Annotated in this window: 23 protein-coding genes, 1 tRNA gene and 2 pseudogenes; 11 read left to right on the top strand and 15 right to left on the bottom strand. The window is 73.2% G+C overall.

Features of this window, described 5'->3' with window-relative positions:
- The first annotated feature begins 288 nt into the window (after positions 1 to 288).
- The 3 genes from J3A75_RS11250 to J3A75_RS11240 are packed head-to-tail and all read left to right on the top strand — an operon-like array spanning position 289 to position 3,307.
- Positions 289 to 2,187 (top strand): reverse transcriptase family protein, encoded by a 1,899-nt coding sequence (locus J3A75_RS11250; protein WP_209650186.1) that lies wholly within the window; start codon positions 289 to 291, stop codon positions 2,185 to 2,187.
- Positions 2,184 to 2,924: a hypothetical protein gene (locus tag J3A75_RS11245; protein ID WP_116655786.1), complete on the top strand. Its 741-nt coding sequence runs from the start codon at positions 2,184 to 2,186 to the stop codon at positions 2,922 to 2,924. The genes J3A75_RS11250 and J3A75_RS11245 overlap by 4 nt, the downstream gene beginning before the upstream one ends.
- Positions 2,921 to 3,307, top strand: coding sequence for a hypothetical protein (locus J3A75_RS11240; protein WP_209650185.1), 387 nt, complete (start codon positions 2,921 to 2,923; stop codon positions 3,305 to 3,307). Before J3A75_RS11245 ends, J3A75_RS11240 begins: the two co-directional genes overlap by 4 nt.
- Positions 3,308 to 3,339: 32 nt before the next feature.
- Here J3A75_RS11240 and J3A75_RS11235 read toward each other — a convergent pair whose 3' ends face one another.
- Entirely contained in the window at positions 3,340 to 4,443 is a 1,104-nt protein-coding gene (locus J3A75_RS11235; protein WP_209650184.1) for an adenylate/guanylate cyclase domain-containing protein, read from the bottom strand.
- 257 nt (positions 4,444 to 4,700) lie between these two features.
- A tRNA-Ile gene (locus J3A75_RS11230) sits at positions 4,701 to 4,776 on the bottom strand.
- Positions 4,777 to 5,277: 501 nt separating this feature from the next.
- Here J3A75_RS11230 and J3A75_RS11225 point away from each other — a divergent pair.
- Both J3A75_RS11225 and J3A75_RS11220 read left to right on the top strand, forming a co-directional pair.
- Positions 5,278 to 5,535 (top strand): annotated as a pseudogene (locus tag J3A75_RS11225) (transposase); the annotation flags it as partial.
- Between the two features lie 59 nt (positions 5,536 to 5,594).
- Positions 5,595 to 6,884 (top strand): flavin monoamine oxidase family protein, encoded by a 1,290-nt coding sequence (locus J3A75_RS11220; protein ID WP_012318368.1) that lies wholly within the window; start codon positions 5,595 to 5,597, stop codon positions 6,882 to 6,884.
- Positions 6,885 to 7,821: 937 nt separating this feature from the next.
- Here J3A75_RS11220 and J3A75_RS11215 read toward each other — a convergent pair.
- The 4 genes from J3A75_RS11215 to J3A75_RS11200 are packed head-to-tail and all read right to left on the bottom strand — an operon-like array spanning position 7,822 to position 11,106.
- Entirely contained in the window at positions 7,822 to 8,982 is a 1,161-nt protein-coding gene (locus J3A75_RS11215) for an MFS transporter (RefSeq protein ID WP_209650183.1), read from the bottom strand.
- Positions 8,983 to 8,989: 7 nt separating this feature from the next.
- Positions 8,990 to 10,285, bottom strand: a complete 1,296-nt coding sequence (locus J3A75_RS11210; protein ID WP_029360904.1) for an arsenic transporter — start codon at positions 10,283 to 10,285, stop codon at positions 8,990 to 8,992.
- Positions 10,286 to 10,319: 34 nt separating this feature from the next.
- Positions 10,320 to 10,757, bottom strand: coding sequence for an arsenate reductase (glutaredoxin) (gene arsC / locus J3A75_RS11205; RefSeq protein ID WP_043073457.1), 438 nt, complete (start codon positions 10,755 to 10,757; stop codon positions 10,320 to 10,322).
- Positions 10,750 to 11,106 (bottom strand): ArsR/SmtB family transcription factor, encoded by a 357-nt coding sequence (locus tag J3A75_RS11200; RefSeq protein WP_012318364.1) that lies wholly within the window; start codon positions 11,104 to 11,106, stop codon positions 10,750 to 10,752. The genes arsC and J3A75_RS11200 overlap by 8 nt, the downstream gene beginning before the upstream one ends.
- Before the next feature lie 50 nt (positions 11,107 to 11,156).
- Between J3A75_RS11200 and arsH the strand changes: the two genes are divergently transcribed.
- Together arsH and J3A75_RS11190 are read left to right on the top strand one after the other, a co-directional pair.
- Complete coding sequence (arsH, locus tag J3A75_RS11195; protein ID WP_209650182.1) at positions 11,157 to 11,903, top strand: arsenical resistance protein ArsH; 747 nt, start codon at positions 11,157 to 11,159, stop codon at positions 11,901 to 11,903.
- Between the two features lie 35 nt (positions 11,904 to 11,938).
- Positions 11,939 to 12,439, top strand: a complete 501-nt coding sequence (locus tag J3A75_RS11190) for a DUF6428 family protein (RefSeq protein WP_209650181.1) — start codon at positions 11,939 to 11,941, stop codon at positions 12,437 to 12,439.
- A 331-nt stretch (positions 12,440 to 12,770) separates the two neighbouring features.
- On the opposite strand, the gene J3A75_RS11185 is transcribed toward J3A75_RS11190, so the two are convergent.
- The 7 genes from J3A75_RS11185 to J3A75_RS11155 form a co-directional block, all read right to left on the bottom strand.
- On the bottom strand, positions 12,771 to 15,857 hold the full coding sequence (locus J3A75_RS11185) for an efflux RND transporter permease subunit (RefSeq protein ID WP_058607606.1): 3,087 nt from the start codon (positions 15,855 to 15,857) through the stop codon (positions 12,771 to 12,773).
- 49 nt (positions 15,858 to 15,906) lie between these two features.
- Positions 15,907 to 17,136, bottom strand: a complete 1,230-nt coding sequence (locus J3A75_RS11180; protein WP_209650180.1) for an efflux RND transporter periplasmic adaptor subunit — start codon at positions 17,134 to 17,136, stop codon at positions 15,907 to 15,909.
- Positions 17,133 to 17,771 (bottom strand): TetR/AcrR family transcriptional regulator, encoded by a 639-nt coding sequence (locus J3A75_RS11175; protein ID WP_029360907.1) that lies wholly within the window; start codon positions 17,769 to 17,771, stop codon positions 17,133 to 17,135. Before J3A75_RS11175 ends, J3A75_RS11180 begins: the two co-directional genes overlap by 4 nt.
- On the bottom strand, positions 17,759 to 18,055 hold the full coding sequence (locus J3A75_RS11170; RefSeq protein ID WP_209650179.1) for a hypothetical protein: 297 nt from the start codon (positions 18,053 to 18,055) through the stop codon (positions 17,759 to 17,761). Before J3A75_RS11170 ends, J3A75_RS11175 begins: the two co-directional genes overlap by 13 nt.
- A gap of 324 nt (positions 18,056 to 18,379) precedes the next feature.
- Entirely contained in the window at positions 18,380 to 18,991 is a 612-nt protein-coding gene (locus J3A75_RS11165) for a hemerythrin domain-containing protein (protein WP_012318357.1), read from the bottom strand.
- Positions 18,992 to 19,009: 18 nt separating this feature from the next.
- On the bottom strand, positions 19,010 to 19,390 hold the full coding sequence (locus J3A75_RS11160) for a glutathione S-transferase N-terminal domain-containing protein (protein ID WP_070999030.1): 381 nt from the start codon (positions 19,388 to 19,390) through the stop codon (positions 19,010 to 19,012).
- A gap of 69 nt (positions 19,391 to 19,459) precedes the next feature.
- Positions 19,460 to 19,861, bottom strand: a complete 402-nt coding sequence (locus tag J3A75_RS11155; protein WP_029360911.1) for a DoxX family protein — start codon at positions 19,859 to 19,861, stop codon at positions 19,460 to 19,462.
- Positions 19,862 to 20,000: 139 nt separating this feature from the next.
- On the opposite strand from J3A75_RS11155, the gene J3A75_RS11150 reads away from it, so the two are divergent.
- Positions 20,001 to 20,381 (top strand): winged helix-turn-helix transcriptional regulator, encoded by a 381-nt coding sequence (locus tag J3A75_RS11150; protein WP_012318354.1) that lies wholly within the window; start codon positions 20,001 to 20,003, stop codon positions 20,379 to 20,381.
- 175 nt (positions 20,382 to 20,556) lie between these two features.
- Here J3A75_RS11150 and J3A75_RS37365 read toward each other — a convergent pair.
- Both J3A75_RS37365 and J3A75_RS11145 read right to left on the bottom strand, forming a co-directional pair.
- Positions 20,557 to 20,732, bottom strand: a pseudogene (locus J3A75_RS37365) (LysR family transcriptional regulator); the annotation flags it as partial.
- 734 nt (positions 20,733 to 21,466) lie between these two features.
- Positions 21,467 to 22,168 (bottom strand): (Fe-S)-cluster assembly protein, encoded by a 702-nt coding sequence (locus tag J3A75_RS11145; RefSeq protein ID WP_012318353.1) that lies wholly within the window; start codon positions 22,166 to 22,168, stop codon positions 21,467 to 21,469.
- 142 nt (positions 22,169 to 22,310) lie between these two features.
- On the opposite strand from J3A75_RS11145, the gene J3A75_RS11140 reads away from it, so the two are divergent.
- From J3A75_RS11140 to J3A75_RS11130, 3 genes are all read left to right on the top strand, one after another.
- Complete coding sequence (locus J3A75_RS11140) at positions 22,311 to 22,868, top strand: metallophosphoesterase (protein ID WP_012318352.1); 558 nt, start codon at positions 22,311 to 22,313, stop codon at positions 22,866 to 22,868.
- A gap of 67 nt (positions 22,869 to 22,935) precedes the next feature.
- A complete protein-coding gene (locus tag J3A75_RS11135) occupies positions 22,936 to 23,250 on the top strand; it encodes a hypothetical protein (RefSeq protein WP_024830585.1) in 315 nt (104 codons plus the stop codon).
- A 118-nt stretch (positions 23,251 to 23,368) separates the two neighbouring features.
- The gene (locus J3A75_RS11130) at positions 23,369 to 23,635 is read left to right on the top strand and encodes a hypothetical protein (protein WP_024830586.1); all 267 of its coding nucleotides are present in this window, start codon (positions 23,369 to 23,371) and stop codon (positions 23,633 to 23,635) included.
- Positions 23,636 to 23,852 lie beyond the last annotated feature (217 nt).

Here is a 23,852-nt window from a genome sequence, read left to right as displayed (position 1 = left end):
GCGCGCCTGGCCTATCCTGACCGCGACAGGGGGCGTCGGCCGGGGCGGACCTTGCATTTCGGGCGGCGATTCGCCGTCCCTGCACCCTGCCCGGCAAAGCGTCACTGGCCCGCTCTTCACTGGGCCGGCACTGACCACCGGTGCGCGTTCGCGGTTTGGGTTCGCTGAACCCAAACGCGCACCGGTGGTCGTGCCGGCGTCGAGTGGACCGGGCCAGTCCCGAGACTTGACGAAGGCATCCCGGCCGACGTCCCCCGTCACGCCTCCTGCCCGCGCCGGAGGCCGCCGATGAGCCAGCAGCCCGGCAGCCTGACCCGCCAGCAGCTCTACGACCGGATCCGCGAGAGCTCGAAGGACGAGGTCATCCTCGAGGAGATGATCCGGCTCGGCTTCTGGCCGGACGGGGAAGCGCAGCCCAACCCGCCGGACGACCTGATCCGCCGCCGCGGCGAGATCGCCCGCGCCCTCGCCGACCTCCACCGGCGGGAGGCGGCGTGGCGCGACCCCGAGGCCGCCCTCAAGGAGATGCATCGCCGCCGCAAGACGGCGGCGCTGGAGCGGCGGCGCGAGACGAGGCTGCGCAACGCCCGCGACCGCCACGCCCGGGCGCAGGCGTGGCACGCGCGCCGGGAGGCCGAGATCCTCCATCTCGGGGACGGCGTCTCGGCCGGACTCTCGGCCGGGCTCGCGCACGCGGCTCCGGACGCGGGCACGCCCGCGCGCGGGCCCGCCCCCGGGCTCCCGCCCCTGGCGAGCCCGAAGGCGCTGGCCGAGGCCATGGGGATCGGCCTCGGCGAGCTGCGCTTCCTCGCCTACGACCGGGCGCTCAGCACGGTGAGCCATTACCGGCGCTTCACCATCCCCAAGAAGGCGGGCGGGCTGCGCCGCATCTCGGCGCCGATGCCGCGCCTGAAGCGGGCGCAGTACTGGATCCTCGACGCGCTCCTCGCCCACGCCCCCGTGCACGCGGCGGCCCACGGCTTCGTGCCGGGCCGCTCGATCGTCACCAACGCCGCCGCCCATGTCGGGCGGGACGTCGTGGTCAATCTCGACCTCAAGGACTTCTTCCCGAGCCTCGATTACCGGCGGATCAAGGGGAAGTTCCGGGGCCTGGGCTACGCCGAGCCGGTGGCGACCGTGCTGGCGCTGCTCTGCACCGAGCCGGACGTGGACGCGGTCGAGATCGACGGCGCCCGCCTCTACGCCGCCCGGGGGCCCCGCCGGCTGCCGCAGGGCGCGCCGACGAGCCCCGCGCTCACCAACCTCGTCTGCACCCGGCTCGACGCCCGGCTCTCCGGGCTCGCCGGCAGCCTCGGCTTCACCTACACGCGCTACGCCGACGACCTGACCTTCTCGGCCTCGGGCGAGGCTGCCGGGAAGGTCGGCGCGCTGCTCAAGTACGTCCACGCCATCGTCGCCGGAGAGGGCTTCACCGTCCATCCGGACAAGACCCGGGTGATGCGCCGCGGCCGGCACCAGGAGGTGACCGGGCTGACCGTCAACGAGCGGGTCGGCGTGCCCCGCGAGACCCTGCGCCGCTTCCGCGCCCTCCTGCACGGGCTCGAGCGGGACGGACCGGTCGGGCGCCGCTGGGGCGCGGCCGGCGAGGCGGGCGTGCTCCGCGCCGCCGTCGGCTTCGCGCAGTTCGTCCGGATGGTCACGCCGGAGACCGGCGCGCCGCTGCTGGCGCGGGCCCGCGCCCTCGCGGACCGCCACGCGGACCGCCCCTCGGCCCGTCCGGGGGCCCGGCCGCTGCCGGATTTCCGCGCCCGGTCCGCCCGGGGCGAGGTGCCGCTCGCCCGCTGGTGGGCGCCCGCCCCCCGCCCCGCGCCCGAGCCGGACCCGATCCTGGCCGAGGCCGAGGCGGCCGCCGCGCGGGAGGCGGAGGAGGCCGCGGCCAGGGCTGCGGCCCGCGCGGCCGCGCCGGTGCCGGGCCGCAGCGGCGTCCCGGTCTCCGGGCGCCCGCGTCTCGGCGCGCCGGAACCGACCGCCCGCGCGGAGGTCGCCCCGGACACGGGCGCGGAGCCCGACGCCGCCCCGATGAAGCCCTGGAAGGTCGTCCTGGGGATCTTCGTCCTGTTCCAGGCCGCCGCCCTGCTGCACCCGGCGCTCGGGCTGCTCGTCCTCGCGGTCGCCCTGCTGCTCGGCCTCCGACGCCTGCTGCGCCGCTGGCGACGGCGCCGATGAGCTTCGCCCGGCGCCTCCCGGCCGGGCACCTCCGGACCAGCCTCGCCGCGCTCTTCGCCCTGGCCCCGGTCCTCTCGCTCGGACCGGGGGCGTCCCGGGCCGACGAGGCGCCCGCCGCACCCGTCTTCAACAAGGCCGAGGCCGCGGAGATCTCGGCGCCGCTGCGGCAGGACCCGGCCCTGCTGCGCAGCTTCGGCACCTGCCCGGCCGACACCTTCGCGCGGGAGCGCCCGTTCTGGCGGTGGGCGTTCGCGCCCCGCCGGCCCACCGAGCGCCGCTGCGCGCGCGAGCCCGCTTCCTGCTACGCGCTCTGCACCTGGTGGTCGAACGCGCCAGCCTGCTTCGACCTCGCCCTCGCCCTGGAGCACCACTCCCTCGACGTCGCCGACATCCTCGACAAGGAGCGGCTCTACGCCCTCGCCTGCGCGGGCGGGTTCCCGGCGGGCTGCACCAACCGGGCGGCCGGGATCCGGAACGGCGGCTACGCGGAGGGTCCTGTCCGCGACGCGCCGCGCGCCGACACGGAGGCCTGCCTCGCCCGGAGCTTCCGCCTCGATTGCGACCGGCGCGGCGCCTGGGGCTGCGCCATGCTCGGCCAGGCCTATCGCCTCGGCGAGGGCGTCGCCGCCGAGGCGTCCCGGGCCCGGGCGGCGTTCGACATGGCCTGCGCGATCAACCCGGACTTCGCGGCCTGTACCTTCGCCAAGCGGCAGCTGGCTGAGATGGGCGCTCTGTGAGCGCCGGCGACGCCGGACCAGATTCCGACGCCCTGCGGGCCCTCTACGGGCGGGTCGACCCGGAGCCCGAGGGGTCGCCGGCCCCGGGCCACGCGCGCGCCTCCCTGTGCGTGGACGTGGGCGACGGGGACGACGTCGCCGCCGCCGAGCGCTGGATGCTGGCCCATGCCGGCCGGCTCACCAGCGTGCGCAGCACCGGCTGCGGCTGCTGCGTGATCGGCTGGGACATCGAGGGGCCGGCGGCGCTCATCGCCACCCTGCCGGCGGCGCTCGGGGCAACCTCCGACTGGGCCGGCCCGGCCGCGGCCCCGCGGCGCGCGGCGATAGCGCGGGGCCGGAGCCTCTGGGCGCGCTGGTGGGAACGCTGGGTCTGCCGCGGCTGAGACGCGACCGACACGCGGTCGAGACGGGGAGCCTAGCGCGGTTCCGCGACGACCTCGGCGCGGTCCAGCACCGGCGGCGCCGGCCTCCGCTCCGGGATCAGCCGGTCCGGCACCGCTGCCCCGCGCTCGAGGGTGGCGACCGCCAGGGGCGCGCCGCGGCCGCGCAGGGCGTGCGTTCCCAGCGCGCGGGCGCGGACGCCGTCGGGCAGCCGGTCCAGCCGGTCGAGGAGATCCTGCGAGATCAGGATGCCGACGCCGAGGGGGCGGCACAGGGCCTCGATGCGCGCCGTCACGTTCACGGCGTCGCCGAAATACGCGATCTTGTGGCGGTCGACCCCGACCTCGGCCGTGACCACGGGGCCGCCGTGCAGGGCCGCCCGCAGCCGCGGCACCGTGCCGAACCGGGCTTGCCAAACCGCGGCGTCCGCCTCGATCCGGTCGAGCACCTCGAACACGCAGGTCACGCAGCGCGCGTCCTTCAGGCCGCGCTTCATCGGCCACGTGATCATCGCGAGGTCGCCGACGAAGTCGTCCGTGGAACCGGCGTTGCGCCGAACCGGCTCGGCCAAGGTCGCGAACACCGCGCTGAGATAGTCCTGAGCGCGCAGGTCGCCGTGGGTCTCGGCGAAGGCGGTGGAGCCGACGACGTCGAGGAACAGGAAGATCCGCTCCTCCTGCACCGGCTTGTGGTAGCGGCCGATCATGAAGTTCACGAACACCTCGCCGCCGATCAGGTCGCGCATGCGCATGACGAAGACCAGCAGGGCCGACACGGCCAGCGAGTAGGCGAGGAAGCGCGGCGTGATCCGCACCGCCGTGGACAGGCTGTCGCCGGTGAGGCCGAAGGCCCAGACGACCAGCCCGCCGAGGGCGCAGCCGAGCGTGATCAGCACCACGTACAGCAGCTCGGCCGCGAGCATGTAGACCAGCGCCGGCAGGCGGCGCAGCCGCGTCTGCAGCCCCGACAGGGCCAGGCCCGGCACGAAGGCCAGCACCGTCCCGCCCACCGCCAGGGCGTAGACGAGGCCGGCGAGCATCGAGGCCCCGCCGACGAAGAGCAGGTTGTAGAGGAGACCCGCCCCGCCGGAGGCGAGGAGGAGAGTCAGGGCCCAGAGCCAGCGGTACTGTGGGAGCATGGGCTGTCGGCGAGGTCGAGCGTGGCGGCGGGCACGGTTGGACCTACGCGATGGCGGTGGGCGAAGGCGAGAGGGCGGACGCGCGCCGCGACGGGTGGGTCGGGGCCGCAGACTGGCCGGTCAACCGTGACCGATCCGGAACGTTTCGCGCCGTCCACAGGACGTCGTCGGCCTGTGTCGCCGCGCGGCCACAGGCGGCGCGCCGCGCGTCCGCTCCGGGGCCTGCCACCCGGCGATCCCGCGCGACCGCGGGAGGCTGGTGGGCCCGGCAGGACTCGAACCTGCAACCAGACCGTTATGAGCGGCCGGCTCTAACCATTGAGCTACAGGCCCGACAGAGCGGAGACGCCTAGAGAAGCGATACCCGAACCGTCCCGTCTCGTCACCCCGGTTTCCCCTCATTCCGGTCCATTCCCGTGCGCTGGAACAGGCGCGGACCATCCCGGCTCCGGCAGCACTCGGGTCGGTAACCGAGTCCCGACCTCGTGACCGGTCGAGCGTCGCGTGGCGGGCGATGGGACAGCACGGCATCGCCGGTCCGCGGAACGGCTGCCCACCGAGCACGGCGGTGGCGATCCTCCTATGGGGGCTGCCCTCTTCCAGGTGAGCCCGCCCACAGGAGGATCGGGAGGAGCCGTTCGTGAGGATCGACGGCCGCGGCGACGGCCGCTTCCCGGCGCTCGTCGGCTTCGAGAAGGCGAAAACTTTTACCGGCCTCCGAAGCCATCCGAGAGGCGGCGGGGGGAGCCGACCGAGATCTCCAGCCTCGGCGGGTGCTACAACGTCGAAGCCTCGCGGCGTGGGACAAAACCGGTCTGGTCGAGTTGAGAGGTCATGGACGCTCTCCTGCCTGGCGACCTTTGGGCCGTCGTGGAGCCGCTTCTGCCGCCGGAGCCTGGAAAGCTGATGGATGGTCGGCCGCGCGTGGCGGATCGAGCCGGGGCGGCCGGTATCGTCCTGGTCCGGCGCGCGGGACCGCCGTGGAGGCACCTGCCGCGCGCGGGGGTTGGCCGCGGCGGCAAGACGCGCGGGCGGCGACCGGGCGTATGGCAGGCGCCCAGGGTCTGGGCCGCGCTGCACCGGGCGATGCTCGCCTGCGCCCTCGTCTGCCACGCTCAGGCCGAACGGTTTTGTCCCTGTCTCCAGATCTCATGACCAGCGGGTTCGACGTCATCATCGTAGGGGGCGGCGCCGCCGGCATCGGCGCCGCGCGGAGGCTCGCGGACGGCGGCGCATCGGCCTTGCTGGTCGAGGCATCCGCGCGTCTCGGGGGCCGCGCGTACACGCAGGATCTCGGGGGCTACCCGCTCGACCTCGGCTGCGAGTGGCTCCACTCGGGCGACCGCAACGCGTGGGTCGGCATCGCCGAGGCATCGGGCTTCCCGGTCGATCGCGGCGACCCGCCATGGGCGAAGGCACACCCGAGCATCGCCGAGGACGAGGACGACCAGGCGGCGGCGCGGAAGGCGTACGGCGAGTGGGAGGAGCGGCTCCGCACGGTCGCGGCGGGCAGCGACCGGGCCAGCGATGCCCTCGCGCCCGGCGGCGCCTGGAACGCCTACGTCCGGGCCATCGCCGGGTTCATGAGCGGCGTGGGGCCCGAGCAGATCTCGGCCACCGATTACCTCGCCTACGACGATGCCTCGACCGGCCGGAACTGGCACCTGCCGCTCGGCTACGGCACGCTCGTCGCCGCCAGTCTGCCGTCCTCGACGACGCTGCGGCTGGGCACCCCCGCCGAGCGGATCGACGTGACGGCGGACGGCGTCGCCGTCGCCACCCGCGCCGGCACCGTCCGCGCCGGGGCGGCCATCCTCACGGTCTCGACCGCAATCCTGGCCGGCGACGCGATCCGCCTTCCCGCCGAGGTCGACCCCTGGCGCGAGGCGGCCGCCGCCCTGCCGCTGGGTCGCAACGAGAAGATCTTTCTGGAGATCGGACGCGACACCGCGTTCGGACCGGGCACTCACGCCTACGGAAACCTGCGTGACCCGAGGTCTGCCGCCTATTCCATCCGACCCAACGGCTGGCCGGTGATCGAGGCGTTCCTCGGGGGCGACGGTGCCCGCCTCGTGGAGGAGGAGGGCCCCTCCGCCGGCTTCGCCCACGTCGCGGCGGAACTGGCCGCCCTGTTCGGCAACGACGTGGCGTCGGCCATCCGGCCGCTGGCGGCGACGTCGTGGAGCCGGATGGCGTCCATCGGCGGCGCGTATAGCTGCGCCGTGCCGGGCCGATCCGAGGCGCGGGCACGGCTGGCCCGGCCCTTCGAGGACCGGCTGTTCTTCGCCGGCGAGGCGACCCACCCCTTCGACTTCACGACCGCCCACGGGGCCCACGACAGCGGGCAGAGGGCCGCCGACGAGGCCCTGGTTGCGCTTCGGGAACGGGCCCGTTCCGGGCGGCGCGTCGCCCCCGCCGCGGGGCCGCGGGCGGCCGGATAGCGAGCTCGGTCGCGGTCGCGCAGCGCCTCGACCAGCACGGCCAGCGCCGGCTCCGGCCCGCGCCGGCTCGGGAAGTGGAGGTGACGGCCGGGGAACGGGCCGCACCAGTCCTCCCGCACCCGGACGAGGGGCCCGGCCTCCCTGTGCGCCCGCTCGCCGTCCTGCAGGTAGGCGATCTCGGACCCGTCCAGGGCGGCCTGGAGGAGCGCAGCGCCTCGGTGTTGAACACCAACGGCCCCTCGACCCGCACCCTCGGTTCGCGCCCGTCCTTCCCGAACTCCCGGGCGTGGAATCCGCCTTGTGTCGGCAGGCGCGGGTTGATGCAGGCGCGGGCGGTGAGGTCCTCCGGGCGCCGCGGCTTGGCTCGCCCGGCGAGACACGAGGGGGCGGCGGCCATGCGCATGTCCGGCCCGATCCGGACCGCGGTCATGTCCTCGGCCACGATGCCGTCCGAGCGCGGATCGGCCGAGAGTGGAACGGTGTTCCGGGTCACCCGCCGCCGGACGGTCCCCTCGGGATGCTCGGCCCCTGGCGGTTCTTCCTCGGGCAGTTCGCGGTGCTCCCCTGCCTGTCACCTGCCTGCGGCCGCTCCTGGAGACGGTCACGCAGGTCGGCGTCACCGCCCTGTGCCTCATCCTGCTCCCCGGGTCGCGCCTCTACGGCCTCCTCATCGCGACACCGGTCGCGACGGCGGTCATCGGCATCGCCACTATGGTCCTCGGCGGGTCGCCGGTCGCCGTGACGGTCCTGGCTTGGCGGCAGGGCAGCCGGCGGCGGCCAGACGGTGGGATGATCCCAGGCCGCGGACTCGAACGGCAGCGATGGGCGGTGACCGAACGCACCCCTGGCGTCCCGTAGGGAAGGTTCCGCTTCCGACCGAGGCCGGCCGGTGGAGGGGTCGGATCGGGGATGGAGGCGGATGGCGCGGTGAGATCAACTACCGTGTCCGCCAGAGCGCGCCGACCAGCCCGAGATTGGCGAGCGCGAGAGCGAGCAGCAACCACCACAGCGCATCCGGGCCGGCATGGGTGAGCACCACCGCGCCGGCTGGGGGAGCCAGAGCCTGCGCGATCAGGCCCGGCCGGGCCAAGCGGCCGACCACCAGCGGGTAGCGCACGGAGCCGAACAGCGCCAAGGGCACCGTGCCCCGCGCGATCGAGTAGATCCCGTTGCCGCCGCCGTAGAGCACCAGCCAGAGCCCCACGCCGGGCAGGCCGAACGCGAGCAGGGCCACGCCGAGGGCGACCAGAGCGAACGCGGCGGTCAGCGTCCACAGCGGATGGTGCCGCCCCTTGAAGGACATCTCCACGATGCGGGCACCGACCTGCGCCGGGCCGATCAGCGCCCCGTAGGTGACCGCCGAAGCGAGCGCTACGCCGCGCGCCTGCAAGAGGGTAATCAGGTGGACCGACACCAGCGCCATGATCGCGCCGCCGAGCACCAGGACCCCGGCGAACAGCAGGAACGCCCGCCGCTCCGGAGTCGTCAGCGGGCCGGCGCCGGCTTGGTGATGTGCCGCCGCTGGCAGCGCCGGGGCCTTCGGGATCAGCCGTAGCACCAGCGGCAGCGTCACCGCGAGGTGCAGGGCGGCGTAGGCGAGGCACGCCCCCCGCCAGCCGGCATGCGCGACCAGGAACGCCGACAGCGGCCAGCACACGGTGCTGGCGAACCCGCCCCACAGCGTCAGGCTCGTGATCGCCGGCCGCGCCGCCGCGCCGTAGAGCCGGCCGAGTGTCGCGAACGCTGGGTCGTACAACCCGCAGCCCATGCCGAGGCCCAGGAGCAGCCAGCCGGCCAAGTAGACCGGCAGCGCCGGCGCGAGCGCCAGCGTGGTCAGCCCGGCCGCAAGCAGCAGGGCTGCCAGCGCCAGCACCGGGCGACCGCCGTGGCGGTGGATCGCGGCGCCGACATGCGGCGAGGCGAACGCGGCGACCAACAGGCCGAGGGACAGGCCACCGACCACCCAGGCGAGCGGCCAGCCGGTGCTGTCCGCGACCGGGCCGGCGAGCACCGCCGGCAGGTAGAACGACGACCCCCAGGTGAGGATCTGCACCACGCCGAGGGCGGAGATCACCGGCCAGCGGCGAGCCTCGGACACGGGCCGCCTACCAGGTGCCGAGCAGCGGTAGCCAGGCCGCCAGCGCCAGCAGCGTGATCAGCAGCACGGGCGGGGTGATGACCAGGCCGACCTTCATGTACTGGCCCCAGGTGATCCTCTGACCCTTGCTGGCGAGGACGTGCAGCCAGAGCAAGGTGGCGAGGCTGCCGATCGGCGTGAATTTCGGGCCGAGGTCGCAGCCGATCACGTTGGCGTAGACCATCAGCTCGCGGGTCAGCGGAGACAGGTCCGGGGCCTGCTGGATCGAGAGCGCTCCGATCAGCACACTCGGCATGTTGTTCATCACCGACGACAGAACGGCCGCCGCAAAGCCGGTGCCGATGGTGGCGACCCACGGGCCGTACCCGGCGAGCCAGACCAGGCCCTTCGCCAGCTCGTCGGTCAGGCCGGCGTTCCGCAGGCCGTAGACCACGAGGTACATGCCGAGGCTGAACAGGACGATCTGCCAGGGGGCGCCGGTGAGCACCTTGCGGATCGGGATGATCCGGCCCCGGCCGGCGAGCAGCAGGAGCAGGGCCGCGCCGGCGCAGGTGACGGCCGAGACCGGCACGCCGAACGGCGCGGTGACGAAGTAGGCGAGCAGGAGCGCGCCGAGCAGCGGGAACGCCGCCCGGAACACCAGCGGGTCGCGGATCGCGCCGGCCGGACGCTCCAGCGCATCCACCGGGTAGGCCGCCGGCACGTCGCGCCGGAAGTAGGCCCGGAGCACCACCAGCGTCGCGGTCAGGGAGACCAGGTTCACCGGCACCATCACGGCCGCGTACCGGCCGAAGGTCACGTCGAAGAAGTTGGCGGAGACGATGTTGACGAGGTTGGAGATCACCAGCGGTAGGGAGGTGCTGTCCGCCACGAACCCGCAGGCGACGATGAACGCCAGGGCCGCCGCCGGCGTGAAGTCGAGCCGGAGCAGGATCGCCAGCACGATCGGGGTGAGCAGCAGCGCGGCGCCGTCGTTGGCGAACACCGCCGCGATGGCCGCGCCGAGGATCACGACCAGCGGAAACAGCCGCCGGCCCCGGCCACCGCCCCAACGGGCGACGTGCAGGGCCGCCCAGTGGAAGAACCCGGCCTCATCGAGCAGCAGCGAGATGATGATCAGCGCCACGAAGGTGAACGTCGCGTCCCAAACGATGTGCCAGACCGCCGGAACATCGCCCGGATGGATCACCCCCGTGGCGAGGGCGACGCCCGCGCCGGCCAAGGCGCTCCACCCGATCCCGAGACCCCTGGGCTGCCAGATGACGAAGACGAGGGTGGCAAGGAAGATGGCGAGCGCGAGCATCCGGGCGGTTTCTTCTTATGGCTCGGCGTGAGGCTCAGGCGGTGGCGACGCGGCGGCCGTGCTCGTCCACCACCCGCTCGCCGTCCTCTTTGACGAATTCGCCCCGCTGCACCGGCAGGAGATCCAGCACGGCTTCGGAGGGCCGGCAGAGGCGCACGCCCTTGGGCGTCACCACCAGCGGGCGGTTGATGAGGATCGGGTGCGCCTCGATGGCATCGAGCAGCTGCTCCTCGGTCAGCGTCGGATCACCGAGCTTCAGTTCGGCGAACGGCGTGCCCTTCTCCCGGAGCACGTCGCGGACGCTCAGGCCGGCGCGGGCGAGGAGCTGCACCAGCAGCGCCCGCGCGGGCGGGGTTTTGACGTACTCGACCACATGCGGCTCGATGCCGGCGTTGCGGATCATCGCCAGGGTGTTGCGGGACGTGCCGCACGCGGGGTTGTGGTAGATCACGACATCGAACGGCTCAGCCATGGGCGGTTTCTCCGGGGGGGCAGCAGGTTGCCAGCGCGGCCATCGCCGGAGCGCAGACTTCCGGGCGGCCCTGGCAGCAGTCTTTCATCAGGAAGGCGATCAGGTCGGACAGCGCCGGGTAGGCGGCGCTGTAGATGATCGAGCGGCCCTCGCGCCGCGAGGCGACCAGCCCGGCGTGGCTCAGCTCCTTGAGGTGATGGGAGACGGTGGCGGCGGAGACGCCGACCGCCTCGGCCAGAGCGCCGGAGGCCAGGCCGCCCGGACCGGCGGTCACGAGCGCCCGCACCAGGCGCAGGCGATGTTCCTGGGCGAGGGCCGCGAACGCGGCGAGGGCTTGCGGCTCGTCCATTTTCGTTACAATCTTCAAATTACCGTTTGAAAGTACAAGAAAGCCGATCCTTGGACAAGCCTGCACAGCCCTTCACCGATGGCCTGCCGAACTTGAGCCAGACGCACTTCGTGGTGCCGACCCGCGCCAGCGCGGTTTCGGCCGCGCCGTTCACCCATGCGCCCCGGTTCCTGATCCTCTATGGCTCCCTGCGCGAGCGCTCGTTCAGTCGGTTCCTTGCCTACGAGGCCGCTCGGCTGCTCGAATCCATGGGTGGCGAGGTGCGGATCTACGACGCCCGCGGCCTGCCCCTGCCCGACGACACGACCGCCGACCACCCGAAGGTGCAGGAGCTGCGCGCCCTGTCGATCTGGTCCGAGGGACAGGTGTGGGTGTCGCCCGAGCGGCACGGCAACCTGACCGGCGTGATGAAGAGCCAGATCGACTGGCTGCCCCTCTCCGAGGGCAGCGTGCGACCGACCCAGGGGCGCACCCTCGCCGTCATGCAGGTGTCCGGCGGGTCGCAGAGCTTCAACGCCGTGAACAGCCTGCGCCTGCTCGGCCGCTGGATGCGTATGATCACCATCCCGAACCAGTCGTCCGTGCCGATGGCCTACAAGGAGTTCGACGACGCCGGCCGGATGAAGCCGGGGCCGCTCTACGAGCGCGTCGTGGACGTGTGCGAGGAGTTGATGAAGTTCACGCTCCTGACCCGCGAGCGGGCCGACTACCTGGTGGACCGCTACAGCGAGCGGAAGGAGCGCGAGCCGGAGCGGCTGAGCGCGGTGGCCGCCGATATCGGCTTTGTGAAGCGCTGAGACCTTTCCCGAGAAACGACCCGTGGAGCGCGCCGATGCCGACCCTTGACCGCCCGGACCGGATGGCGCCGGCCGCCACGGACATTCCGCTGGGTGCCCTGCTCGCCGCTTGCGACGCGCAGCCGGCCGCGCCCCTGGTGTTCAGCTACGCCGGCCGGACGATCGAGCGCGGCTATCATGTCACCGAGGTGAAGGCCGGGCAGTTCGCCGCCCTCGACTGCGGGGCCAACCCGGAAGCCTGGTCGGAGATCTTCGTCCAGCTCTGGGACGTGGTCGACGGCGACCGCACCCACATGACCGCCGGCAAGTTCGCGGAGATCATCCGCACGGTGTCGGAGCACGTCGGCCTCGACCCGGGCGCCCGGCTCACCTTCGAGGTCAGCGACGGAGTCGCGCCGATGCAGCTCCATCGCGCTGACGCCCCCGTCCGGTCAGGAGATGTGCTGAGCGTGGCCCTGGCGCCGCGCGTGGCGAGCTGCAAGCCTCGTGATCGATGGCTTGAGGCGAAGCGGCGAGACGACGCGCGCTGCTGCTGAGGTGCTGTCCCTTCGACGACCGTCGGCACAAGGGCGCGGCGCACGCGTCTGGTGGCCGGGCTGGGTCGGGCTTGCCAAGCCGGGTTCGGGTTGGATCGGTCGACCTTCGGCCTGCCGCTCCCGTCGAACGGGTCTCTACCCCAGACGATGAAGCCACACAGGCGGGACGCGTCGGATCCGCACCGCTCGGTCCGGATTCGGGCGCGACCGTCTCCCGTGAGCCAAGTCCCGAACGGCTCGGCCGGACGCGGCGGCGGTCACCGAGGCGAACGGGGCCGCTAGACGGGAGCGGTCATCGGATTCCGTTGTAACGTGGGGCGGAAGGGGTGGCTCACGGCGTCGCCGCCGCGTGGCCGGACGCCTCGTCCCGCGGGCCGACGAAGCGGCCGAGCAGTCGGCCGAGGAGTCTGCCCAGGCTGTCCATCAGCAGGAACACGGCCGGGACGAAGACGAGGGAGAGCAGAGTCGAGACGATGAGGCCGGCGATGACCGCCACCGCCATCGGCGCCCGGAACTCGCCGCCGACCCCGAGCGCCATTGCGGACGGGACCATGCCCGCCGCCATCGCGATGGTCGTCATCACGATGGGCCGCGCCCGCTTGCGGCCGGCCTCGACGATGGCGGTGACCCGGTCGACGCCGCGGCCCATCTCCTCGACCGCAAAGTCGACCAGCATGATCGCGTTCTTCGTGACCAGTCCCATCAGCATCAGGATGCCGATGACGACCGGCATCGAGATCGGCATCTGGAAGAGGAGCAGGCCGAGGATGGCGCCGCCGACGGACAGAGGCAGCGAGAACAGGATGGTCAGCGGCTGCAGGAACGAGCCGAACAGCAGGACGAGCACCGCGTAGACCATCATGATGCCGGCGCCCATCGCCATCAGGAAGCCCGAGAACACCTCGCCCATGATCTCGGCGTCGCCGGTCTGCTTGATGGTCACCCCCGGCGGCAGAGTCCTGGCCGTCGGCGTCCGCAGCGCCTCGGCGATGAGCGTCCCGAGGGCCTCCGAGTTCTCCATGTTGGCCTCGACGGCCACGCGCACCGCCCGGTCGTAGCGGTCGATGGCGCCGGGTCCCTGGTCGAGCTCGATGTCGGCCACGACCGCCAGCGGCACGGCGGCCCCGTTCTTGGCCGGCACTTTCAGGTTCTCCAGCCGTGAGACGGCGCCGCGGGCGCTCTCGGGCAGTTGCACCCGGATCGGCACCTGGCGGTCCGCGGCGTTGAACTTCGCGAGGTTCAGGCCGATGTCGCCGATGGTCCCGACCCGGACGGTCTCCGCGATGGCGTCGGTCGAGACGCCGAGATCGGCCGCCACGCCCTCCTTCGGCCGGATGCGGACCTCCGTCCGGTTCAGCGGCGCCGTCGACATCACCGCCACGAGGTGCGGGATGGCGGCCATGTCGCGCTGCAGCCGCGCGGCGACCTCCGTGACGACGTCGGCGTCGGGACCGCTCACCACCAGGGCGAGGTCGCGCTGGCCGCTGTCGCGCAGGGTCCAGGACCGGATGTCGGGCTCCTCGGCGAGCAGGGCCGCGATCTCGGCCTCGACCGTCCACTGGCGCTTGGCGCGCGCGGCCTTCGGCGTGAGGTTGACGGTCAGGGTCGCGAGCCGGGTCTCCTTCTTGCCGCCGACCTGCCGTCCGCCGTCGACGAAGACCGAGGTCACCTCGGGCAGCGCCCGGATGCGCGAGACCACCCGGTCGGACACCGCCACCGTGTCGGCGAGCTTCGCGCCCGGCGCCAGCTCGACCATGAACAGCGTGCGGGCATTGTCCTGCTTCGGGATGAAGCCCGAGGGCAGCAGGCCCGTCGACGCGATGGAGGCGGCGAACAGCGCGAGGCCGGCGAACAGCGTGACGACCCGGTGGCGTACCGACCAGCCGACGAGGCGCGTGTAGGCCCGCATGACCGGTCCCTCGCGCTCGTCGTGGTGGCCGCGGTCGCGCAGGAAGTAGGCGGCGAGCATCGGGGTGATGAGGCGCGCCACGAGCAGCGACATGAACACCGAGACCGCGATGGTCAGGCCGAACTGGATGAAGTAGCGGCCGGCGATGCCCGGCATGAACGAGACCGGGGCGAAAACGGCGATCAGGGTCGCCGTGATGGCGATGACCGCGAGGCCGATCTCGTCGGCGCCCTCGATGGCCGCTCGGTAGGGCGACTTGCCCAGCCGCATGTGCCGGACGACGTTCTCGATCTCGACGATGGCGTCGTCCACGAGGATGCCGGTCACCAGCGTGATCGCGAGCAGGCTGATGCCGTTCAGCGTGAAGCCCAGCGCGTCCATCGCCCAGAAGGTCGGGAAGACCGAGAGGGGCAGCGCCACCGCCGCGATGAGCGTGGCGCGCCAGTCGCGCAGGAACAGCAGCACCACGATGACCGCGAGGAGCGCCCCCTCGATCAGGGTGTGCATGGCGGAATCGTAGGAGCCGATGGTCGACGAGACCGACGAATCGATCAGCTCGAACTGCAGATCGGGATAGCTCGCCTGGAACTCGGCGATCTTCCTCTGCACCCCGGCCGCGACCTCGGCGTCGCTGGCGCCCGCACCGCGCGAGACCGCGAAGGCGACCACCGGCTCGCCGTTGAAGCGCGCGAAGGTGCGCGGCTCCTCGATACCGTCCTCGACGCGTGCGAGGTCGTCGAGCCGGACCTTGCGGCCGCCCGGCAGGACGATGGCGGTGGCCTTGAGATCGCGCAGGGTGCGCGACGCGGCGAGCGTCCGGATCGACTGCTCGCGCCCGCCGACCTCGCCGCGCCCGCCCGCCATGTCGGCGGAGGTGAGGCGCAGCTGCCGGTTCACGTCCGCGGCGGTGATCCCGAGCGACAGCAGCCGGTCCGGCTGGAGCACGACCCGGACCTCGCGCGCGACGCCGCCGACCCGCTCGACGCCGCCCACGCCCTTCACGCCCTGGAGCGCGCGGGCGATCTTGTCCTCGACCAGCCAGGAGAGGTCGGCGGGCGTCATCGCGGGCGCCTTCACGCCGTAGACGAGGATCGGCAGGCCGGCGATCTCGACGCGGCTGATCACCGGCTCGTCGATGGTGCGGGGCAGGTTGATGCGGATCTTCGAGACCGCGTCCTTCACGTCGTTGACGGCGCGGTCGGTGTTCACCTCCAGCCGGAACTCGACCGTGGTCACCGAGGAGCCCTCGGTGATGGCCGAGGTGATGTGCTTGACGCCCCGCACGCCGGCGATCGAGTCCTCGACCCACTTGGTGACCTGGGTCTGCAACTCGGACGGTGCCGCACCCGACTGGGTGATCGCCACCGAGACGATGGGCACGTCGACGTTGGGCATCTTCGTCACCGCGAGCCCGCGGAAGCTGACGAGGCCGAGCACGACCAGCACCAGGAACAGGACGAGGGGCGCGATGGGATTGCGGATCGCCCAGGCGGAGACGTTCAGGCGCATCGGGCGGCCCTGGCTCTCGTGACGTCGGGATGGGTGTGGGGACGCCGGCTTAAGGCACGCCGGCTTCGGCGGTGTCCCGCGGCGCGGGCACCGCGGCGACCGCGGGTGCGGGGGGCGGGGCCTCGAGGACCGGCCGGACCCGGTCGCCGTCACGCAGGAACGAGCCGGCCCGGGCCACGACGCGCTCGCCCTCGTTGAGGCCTGCGCGGATCTCGATGGTGTCCTCGTCGGCGATGCCGGTGCGCACGGTGCGGTCCTCGACCCGGTCGCCGGCGACAACGAGCACGCTGCGGCGTCCGCCGCCGTAGAGCACGGAGGCCTGGGGGACGCTCACGCCGCGGCTGCGGCCGAGCTCGACCCCGCCGCGGGCGAAGGTCCCGATGCGCAGGCGCGGGTCGGGATCGAGGCGCACGCGCACCTTGCCGAGGCGGGTGGCCTTGTCGACCTCGGGGTAGACGGCCCGCACGCGGCCCGCGACGCGGCCGCTCTCGCCGAGATCGATCCAGGCCGGGGCGCCCTCGCGCAGCAGGGGCAGCTTGGTCTCGACGATCTCGCCCTCGAGCTCGATCTCGCCGCGGGCGATCAGGCGGAACAGGGGCTCGGACGCGGCCGAGGCGGCGAGGCCGACCCGGGCGGTGCGGCGGCTGACGATGCCGTCCACGGGAGCGCGGATCTCCGTGCGGGCCAGCCGCAGGGACAGCTCGTCGCGCACGGCGCGGGCCTGGGCGAGGTCGGCCCTAGCCATGGCCAGCCCGTTGCGGGCGAAGGCGAGCCGGCCCTCGGCCTGGCGCAGGGCGGAAGTCCGGGTCTCCATCACCACGGCGGTGGTGTTGCCCGTGGATATGAGCGTCTTGGCCCGATCCAGGCTGAGCCGGGCCTCGGTCTCGGCGGCCTCGGCCTGCTCGATGCTGCTCTGGGACTGGGGCACGGCGGCCTCGGCCTTGGCCACCACCGCGTCCTGCTGGGCGATCTGGCGGTCGATGAGGTCGCGGGCGAGGCGCGCGAGCACCTGACCCTTGGTGACGCGCGCGCCCTCCTCGACCAGCACCTCGGTGACCCGGTAGCCGTCGATCTCGGGCGTCACCAGGATCTCGTCGCGGGGCACCAGGGTCCCGGTCACCGTCACGGTCTCCACGGTCTCGCGCCGCGTCGCCTCGACGACGCTGACCGCGGGCGCGGGCAACGGCTTGAGCGCGGCGGCGGCCTCGTCGCGGGCGGAGGCGGCCGACAGGCCGAGCGCCAGCAGCGCGGGGGCGACGAGGAAGGCGGCGCGGGTCATCGGCCGGTCTCCGGAACGGCGGTGGTGACCCGCGGCAGCGCGCCGTTCAGGCCCGCCTCGATCAGGGCCTGGAGGTGGGCGACGGCGGGGGCCGGGTCGTAGCCCGGCAGGATGGCGCGGCCGACGACGATGCCCTTCATCAGCGGGTTGATCGCCTCGAACATCGACGCGGGGTCGCAATCCGGCGAGGCGGCGAGCGCCGCGAACATCCCGCACAGCCACGCGCGGGCCTCGGCCTCGCTGCGGTCGACCAGCGCGGCGATGGCGGGGTTCCGCGTGGTTTCCGCCCAGAGGTCGAGGCGCAGCACCGCGGCCTCGCGGGTGATGCCGGTGAAGAACCGTTCGAGGATGCCGTTCAGGGACGCGCGGCGGTCGCCGTCCCGCTCCATCTCGGCGACCAGGGCGGCGCCGCGGGCGCGGTCGCGCTCCGCCATCGCCAGGACGATGTCCTCCTTCGAGGCGAAGTAGCGGTAGAAGTTGCCCTGGCTCATCGCGGCCTCGCGGGCGAGGTCCGACATCGTGGTGCGGTGGAAGCCGTTCCGGACGAAGCAGGCCTCGGCCGCGTCGAGGATCTGTTCGCGCCGCGCCGCCTGGACGTCGCGGACCTCGACGACGGCGCCGGTCACCGCGCCCACGACGCCAGCTCCGCCGCATGGGGCACGACCCGGCCGGCGTCCTGGATCGGGCGGATCTCGACGCAGGCGCGCGAGACCACGTCGAGACCGGCGCAGGTCCGGGCCTGCCAGCCCCCGGCGCCGTTGCCGGTCCAGGAGATCAGTGCGGCCCAGCCCAGAAGCGCCACGATGACGGCGAGCAGGTTGGCCGGGCGCGACGCCGCAAACGCGACGGAGCGCAGGCAGGCCCATGCCTCGGGGGCCGGTCCGTGGACGGGCCGCGCCTCTGAAAAACCGTGCATCATTCGCGTCTCCCGCGCCACGCCGGGAGCATTAGTGAACGTTCATTCTCATGTCAATGAACGTTCATTCACTGGTGCCGGGGCCCGCAGCCGCGGCGTGCCGGGGGCCTGCTCTCCAGTCCGTCGCCGGGGGCGGTGTTCGTCCCCCGACGGATCGAGCAGCCGGGATGCGCGCCGGGGCTGTCGGGCGACGCCGGCGCTGAGCGCGCTGAGGGACCGCGACCTCCGCGGGCCGTCCAGACCGGACGGACTCCCGATGCACGCGGTCGGGCCCGACGTTCCATCGCGCGTGGGCCATCGCGCGTGGGCGTGGTCACGTGGGCGCGGTCACAGGGCGTCGTAGTACCCGATGGCCTCTTCGAGCTCCCGCTCCTCGTACCCGAAGTGCGAGATCACGACGCGTTCGAAGACCCCGTAGACCTCCCTGAGGTCGAGGACCTGTTCCCGCGTGGGGGCCGATGCGACGGACCGCACGATGGCGCGGATGCGTTCGAGGAGGGCGTGCACGGTGCGGTGCTCCGCGCCGAGGCGGTCGAGGACCCGGCGCAGGCCGTCGGATTGCCGCAGCCTGGGGTACATGTCGCCCTCCTCGATGTCGTGGTGCATCTGGAGGAGGTGGCACTGGCGCCCGCAGAGGGTGCCGAAGGCACGGTAGTTCTCGGTCAGCGTCATCGACGCCACGCCGTCCGTCACCGCCTCGACGGTGCCGGTGCCCGCCAGGAAGCGGTCGAGCGCGCCGCGAACGGCGGCGAGCTCCGCGAGGTGGTGGCGATGATACAGGGCCAGGCGCCGCCCTCGCGCCCGCTGGGCCGGGGTCACGCCGGGGATGGGCGGCGCCTTCGGGCGCGTGGCATCGTCCAGGAAGGGAATGCCATCGAGGGCGCGGCCAAGCCTTGCCTCGACAGGCGGCGCGGCGGCTTCGGGCGTGTCGGGGGCCATCGGATGTGCCGTTCTCCGTCAGGCCGGCGGGAGGCGCTTCTTGAGGTCCATGTTCTCCCGGTAGAGCGCCCCGAGGTTCTTGAACACGCCGTTCAGGTAGGACTGGTAGGTGGGCAAGGCGGCCGGCTCGACACCCGCACGTGCCGCGAAGTGCGCGACGATGGCGTCGGACTCCGTCGTGAAGCTGCCGGGCGTGAGTTCGGCCGCCGGGAAGGTGACCTTCTCGACCACCGGGCCGAGCAGGCCGCGGATCTCGGTTTCCTCCTCGGTGCCGGGCGCGAACTCGCGCAGGACGACGCCGTCGAGTTGTCCAGCCTCGAGGAGGAACAGGCGCACCTTCATGCAGAAGGGGCAGCCCGCCTTGAGGAAGAGGACGGGCGCGAACGGTGTCTCGGTCATCGTAGGACTTCCTGTGCGATGGGGTCGGGTGTCGTGGGCAGCTGGCGCGCGACGGCCCGGCCCTGCGGCCTACCGCGGGCGTGGGACGAGACGGGCTGACGGGTCGCGGCGCAGCGACGCGAGCACGACGTCGAGGCTGAGCAGCAGGAAGGCGGGAGCCGCCGGGGTCGGGAGCACCAGGAGGTGCGCGAGGAGCGCGCCCACCATGGTCGCGGCGAGCCAGACGGCGCCGAGGAAGGCGTAGCCGGGTGTCAGGAGCGCGAGGGCGCCGACGACCTCGACGAGGCCCGTCGCGATGCGGAACCACTGCCCGAGGCCGATCTGATCGAAGGTCTGGACCATCATCGGCACGCCGGCCAGCTTGGCGCCGCCGGCCGCCAGATAGGCGGCGGACAGAGCCACCGACAGGACCCACGCGGCGATGTTGCGACCGCGCGAAGGTCGGGCGGCGCGGGCGAGACTCTGCGACATGCCGGGACCCTGGATGTGACCGGAGCGCCCGGAGCCGCGCGTGGGTTCCTTAGCAGGCCTCGGTTTCGTTTAGTGACCGCGTTATGATACGAGCCCCGTCTCCTCCTGCAAGACGGCACAGGAAGGGTACCGAGGTTACATGGATGTGACTGTCCATCGCCCCGAGCATTCGGCGGGATGCATGCGGGTCTCGAAGATCCTTTCCCGCATCGGCGACAAGTGGACCGTCCTCGTCATCATGCTCCTGCGCGACCGGTCGCGTCGGTTCAGCGAGTTGAAGCGCGGTGTCGAGGGGATTTCCCAGCGGATGCTGACCCTCACTCTGCGGAATCTGGAGCGGGATGGGCTCGTGACGCGAACGGTGACGCCCTCCATCCCGCCGCGGGTTGATTATGAACTGACGGAACTCGGGCACTCCCTGGCGGGGCCGATCCAGGCCCTCGGGGCGTGGGCGTTCGACAACATGGCGCAGATCGATGCGGCTCAGACTGCCTACGACGCGAAGGAGAAGGCTGTCTGAGACGGAACGGTCGCCGTCTGCCTCGACGCGCGTACCGCGCGGAAGCGGACCGGCGGAGACCGGCCCGCGACGGCTGTTCGGTTCGCCGCGTTCGTGGTTGCCCGTCTTCGACAGGGGTACGGCCCGCGGACGCCGCCTCGCGCGTCGGATCGATGACGGGGCTCCGGAACGTCGATCAGCCCCGGTGGCGCGAAGCCTCGACCGCGAAGGCCGGCGCGGCCTGGCGACGGCGCGGGCAGGTCCGGCGATCTCGGCCAGCACGAGATCCTCCGGGCGGTAGGCGAGACCGAGCCCGGCCAGCGCCGCGCTCCGGTTGAGGTCGATGCGGTTGAACGCACGCGGTCCGTCCACATCCCAGCCGCTCCACCGTCCCGGCGTGGACGGGGTCCGGTCCCGGCAAGATCACGACGCGATCTCATCCACGTTCGGGGCGCCGGGCCGGAGGCTCGGGCGCGTGACTGTGGAGGCGATGTCGACGGGCGAGCCGCGACATGTGGCGGTCCCCGGCATCGCCCCGCGTGAGCCGTTCGTGGGCAAGCGCGGGGTCCGCGCCCTCGCGGTCGCCACCGACCCGCACGGGAAGGTCCAGTACGGGAAGGTCCAGTACGGGCAGGACAGCCGCCCCGGTGACCATGCCGTCACCGTGCTGCCGGACGGGGTTCCCGACACGTACGTGGCCGCGTCGCGCGGGGACGGGGGACCTGCCTGTGCGCCGGCCCTGACGGTCGCGACCTCGCCACTTCCGTGGATGCGCACGGCGCGGCGTTCGGTGCGGCGTTCGGCGTCGAGACCCTCCTGCCGGAGGGCGGCGTGGTCCGACGCCGCGACCGGGTGGAGAAAGCGCCGAGCTGATCCGCAGGGACGGCGCGGCCCGCGCTCTGAGGGGAGACTGGCGGCGCGAAACGGGGTCTGATCGGGACGTCGCCCGTGCCGTTTCTCGTGCCCCAGCGAGAAAACGTGCCCCAGCGAGAAAAGCTGCGTCCAGCCCAGGGGACCGATGGTCCGGGCGGACCGTCAGGAGCGGCCGGCTCCGACCATCGAGCTACGGGCCCGGGCGGCGCCGACGGATAGCCGAGCCCCGGCCGTCACCCGGATCTCGCCGCGCCGCGGGAGCGCCGGGTCCGGGGCGCGGGATCCTGTGCGACCGGTTCGTCCGCCGGCGCGCCCACGGGGGCGGCCACCGGCGCGGGCGCCGTGTCCTTGATGCGCCACAGGTAGCGGGCCAGGATCGAGCGGTACGGCGCGAAGGCGGCCGCCACCGCGGCGGTATCGGCCCGCCCAGTGAGGCGGCGGAGGCACCCCACCGCCGCCACGTCGCCCGCGGGCCAGATGTCGGGGTCGTGGAAGTGGAAGATGCCGACCATGTCGGCCGTCCAGGGGCCGACGCCGCGGATGCCGCACAGGATCGCCGCCCGCTCGGGATGCGGCAGGTCGGCGAGGCCGGGCCCGAGCAGGCCCGCCGTCTCGGCCGCCACGATCGCCTGGAGCGCCCGCACCTTGTTGCCCGAGATGCCGCAGGCCCGCAGCAGCGCCGCGTCCCCGGCCTCGAACAGGTCCCGCGGGCGCGCGCCCGCCGCCGCGGCCGCGGCCTCGATCCGGGCCCAGATCGCCGCCGCCGCCCGGACGGAGAGCTGCTGGTTGACCACCTCGACGAACAGGCGGTCGGCGACGCACGGATGCGCCGGCGGCTCGATCCGGATCGGACCGGCCCGCACCAGGGCGGCCCGCAGCGGCGGATGGGCGCGCGCCGCGTCCAGGAGGTGGTCGTAGATGGCGGGATCCAGCATCGCCGCAGCCTAACCGGCCCGCGGGGTTTCGCGGAAGCGGCCCTGGAGCCGCCCGGAGCGGTCCGGAAACGCGGCGATGCGGCCGCGCGCCTCGCGCCGGCCGGTCTGGACGGGACGCGCCCGCGGCCCAGGTCTCGACACCATGGCGATCTTCTTCACCGCGGACACGCATTTCGGCGACCCGCACATCCTCCGCCACCGGGGGGCGCGGTTCGGCGGCGTCGAGGCCCACGACGAGGCCCTGGTCGCCGGCTGGAACGCCGTGGTCGGCCCGGAGGACGCCGTCTGGCACCTCGGCGACTTCGCCGCCCATGCCAGCCGGGCGCACTGCGCGGCGATCTTCGCGCGGCTGAACGGCACCAAGCGCCTCGTCCGGGGCAACCACGATTCGAACCGCGTCCTGGACCTGCCCTGGGCCGAGCCGCCGGTGGAGAGCGCCCGCCTCTCCGTCGCGGACGCGCGCGGGCGGCCGCACCGCCTGTTCCTGTCGCACTACGCGCACCGGGCCTGGCCGGGCCTGTGGCGGGAGACGCGCCACCTCTACGGGCACAGCCACGGCTGGCTCGCCGACACCACGCGCTCCTGCGATGTCGGCGTGGATGCCTGGGACGACCGCCCGGTCACCCTCGACGCGATCCTGCTGCGCCAGGACGCGGCCGCGGGCGCGCCGGAGGAACTCGCGGCCCACGGCCTGCGCTGATGGGTGGGGACCGGCGCGTTACATCGTCCGCCGGAGCATCGACAGCCCGGCAGGAGGCCGCATCGCCATGACCGACATCCCCGCCCCGCCGCCGGGCTCGACCGAGGCGGCGACCCGGGCCGCCGATCAGGCCGCGACCGAACTCGGCCTCGGGACCGACTGGGCCGCCCTCGGCGCGCCGGACTGGGCCCGGGTCTGCCGCCGGGCCGGCGCGATCCTCGCCGGGCAGGGCCAGGCGCCGGCGCCCGGCTGGGACGGAGCCCTGGCGCGGGCGCTCGGCCGCCCCGCTCCCGCGGCCGACCGGGACGAGCTGGCCCGCGACGCGGCCGACACCGTCCTGGCCGAGAAGGGCGAGGTCTTCGCCCCCGAGGACGATGCCTGAGGCGGACGACGACACGCTGTCGGACTTGCCACCGGATTTGCCACCGGATTTGCCACCGGACGTGACATCGGGCGGGCCGGTGGTTGCCGCGGCGGGGGTGCGGGCCGATGTAGGAGGCATGCCTCATCCCGAACACCGGGCCGAACACCGGCCTGATCACCGCCGTGCCGCCCCCGGACCGACCGAGCGCTACGCCGCCGGCGCGGCACCGTCCGCCCTGCGGGTGGTGCCCGTCGCGGGTGGCCCGATCCTCGACGCGCAGACGCGCGTGCGGCTCGGCCACCAGATGCGGGCGATGTACGATCCGGTGATCGACGAGGCGCTGGATCCCCGGCTGGCGGAGCTGCTGCAGCAGCTCGACGCGGACCGGAGCGGCTCGACCTGAGATCCGGGCGGGGGGCGTCCGGCCCGCGCATCCGCTGCGGCTGCCGGCGAAGAGGCTCCCATCGGTGGATCGGGGGGATGTCACACCGATGGGAGCCCGGCCGAGTCGACGGATCGACCCAACCCGCCCCATATCGCCCAGGCGACGGCCCGGGCGCTTTCACCTAAGTCAATTTGCTGGCGAATACGGCCGTCGAAGTGTCGAATTGGCGTATTCG

It is taken from the genome of Methylobacterium sp. PvP105 (assembly GCF_017876975.1).
In the GTDB taxonomy this organism is placed as follows: Bacteria; Pseudomonadota; Alphaproteobacteria; order Rhizobiales; family Beijerinckiaceae; genus Methylobacterium; species Methylobacterium radiotolerans.
The sequence above is the reverse complement of the archived record's forward strand: the minus strand, read 5'-3'. Positions and strand labels throughout refer to the sequence as shown.

Bases quoted from the DNA above. Each gene is read 5' to 3' on its own strand.
- arsC (WP_043073457.1), bottom strand. From the start codon at position 10,757: ATGGCTGAGCCGTTCGATGTCGTGATCTACCACAACCCCGCGTGCGGC.
- J3A75_RS11210 (WP_029360904.1), bottom strand. From the start codon at position 10,285: ATGCTCGCGCTCGCCATCTTCCTTGCCACCCTCGTCTTCGTCATCTGG.
- J3A75_RS11135 (WP_024830585.1), top strand. From the start codon at position 22,936: ATGACCGACATCCCCGCCCCGCCGCCGGGCTCGACCGAGGCGGCGACC.
- J3A75_RS11190 (WP_209650181.1), top strand. From the start codon at position 11,939: ATGCCGACCCTTGACCGCCCGGACCGGATGGCGCCGGCCGCCACGGAC.
- J3A75_RS11130 (WP_024830586.1), top strand. From the start codon at position 23,369: ATGCCTCATCCCGAACACCGGGCCGAACACCGGCCTGATCACCGCCGT.
- J3A75_RS11150 (WP_012318354.1), top strand. From the start codon at position 20,001: ATGGATGTGACTGTCCATCGCCCCGAGCATTCGGCGGGATGCATGCGG.
- J3A75_RS11220 (WP_012318368.1), top strand. From the start codon at position 5,595: ATGACCAGCGGGTTCGACGTCATCATCGTAGGGGGCGGCGCCGCCGGC.
- J3A75_RS11200 (WP_012318364.1), bottom strand. From the start codon at position 11,106: ATGGACGAGCCGCAAGCCCTCGCCGCGTTCGCGGCCCTCGCCCAGGAA.
- J3A75_RS11235 (WP_209650184.1), bottom strand. From the start codon at position 4,443: ATGCTCCCACAGTACCGCTGGCTCTGGGCCCTGACTCTCCTCCTCGCC.
- J3A75_RS11245 (WP_116655786.1), top strand. From the start codon at position 2,184: ATGAGCTTCGCCCGGCGCCTCCCGGCCGGGCACCTCCGGACCAGCCTC.
- J3A75_RS11170 (WP_209650179.1), bottom strand. From the start codon at position 18,055: ATGATGCACGGTTTTTCAGAGGCGCGGCCCGTCCACGGACCGGCCCCC.
- J3A75_RS11185 (WP_058607606.1), bottom strand. From the start codon at position 15,857: ATGCGCCTGAACGTCTCCGCCTGGGCGATCCGCAATCCCATCGCGCCC.
- J3A75_RS11160 (WP_070999030.1), bottom strand. From the start codon at position 19,390: ATGACCGAGACACCGTTCGCGCCCGTCCTCTTCCTCAAGGCGGGCTGC.
- J3A75_RS11165 (WP_012318357.1), bottom strand. From the start codon at position 18,991: ATGGCCCCCGACACGCCCGAAGCCGCCGCGCCGCCTGTCGAGGCAAGG.
- J3A75_RS11140 (WP_012318352.1), top strand. From the start codon at position 22,311: ATGGCGATCTTCTTCACCGCGGACACGCATTTCGGCGACCCGCACATC.
- J3A75_RS11180 (WP_209650180.1), bottom strand. From the start codon at position 17,136: ATGACCCGCGCCGCCTTCCTCGTCGCCCCCGCGCTGCTGGCGCTCGGC.
- J3A75_RS11250 (WP_209650186.1), top strand. From the start codon at position 289: ATGAGCCAGCAGCCCGGCAGCCTGACCCGCCAGCAGCTCTACGACCGG.
- J3A75_RS11145 (WP_012318353.1), bottom strand. From the start codon at position 22,168: ATGCTGGATCCCGCCATCTACGACCACCTCCTGGACGCGGCGCGCGCC.
- J3A75_RS11155 (WP_029360911.1), bottom strand. From the start codon at position 19,861: ATGTCGCAGAGTCTCGCCCGCGCCGCCCGACCTTCGCGCGGTCGCAAC.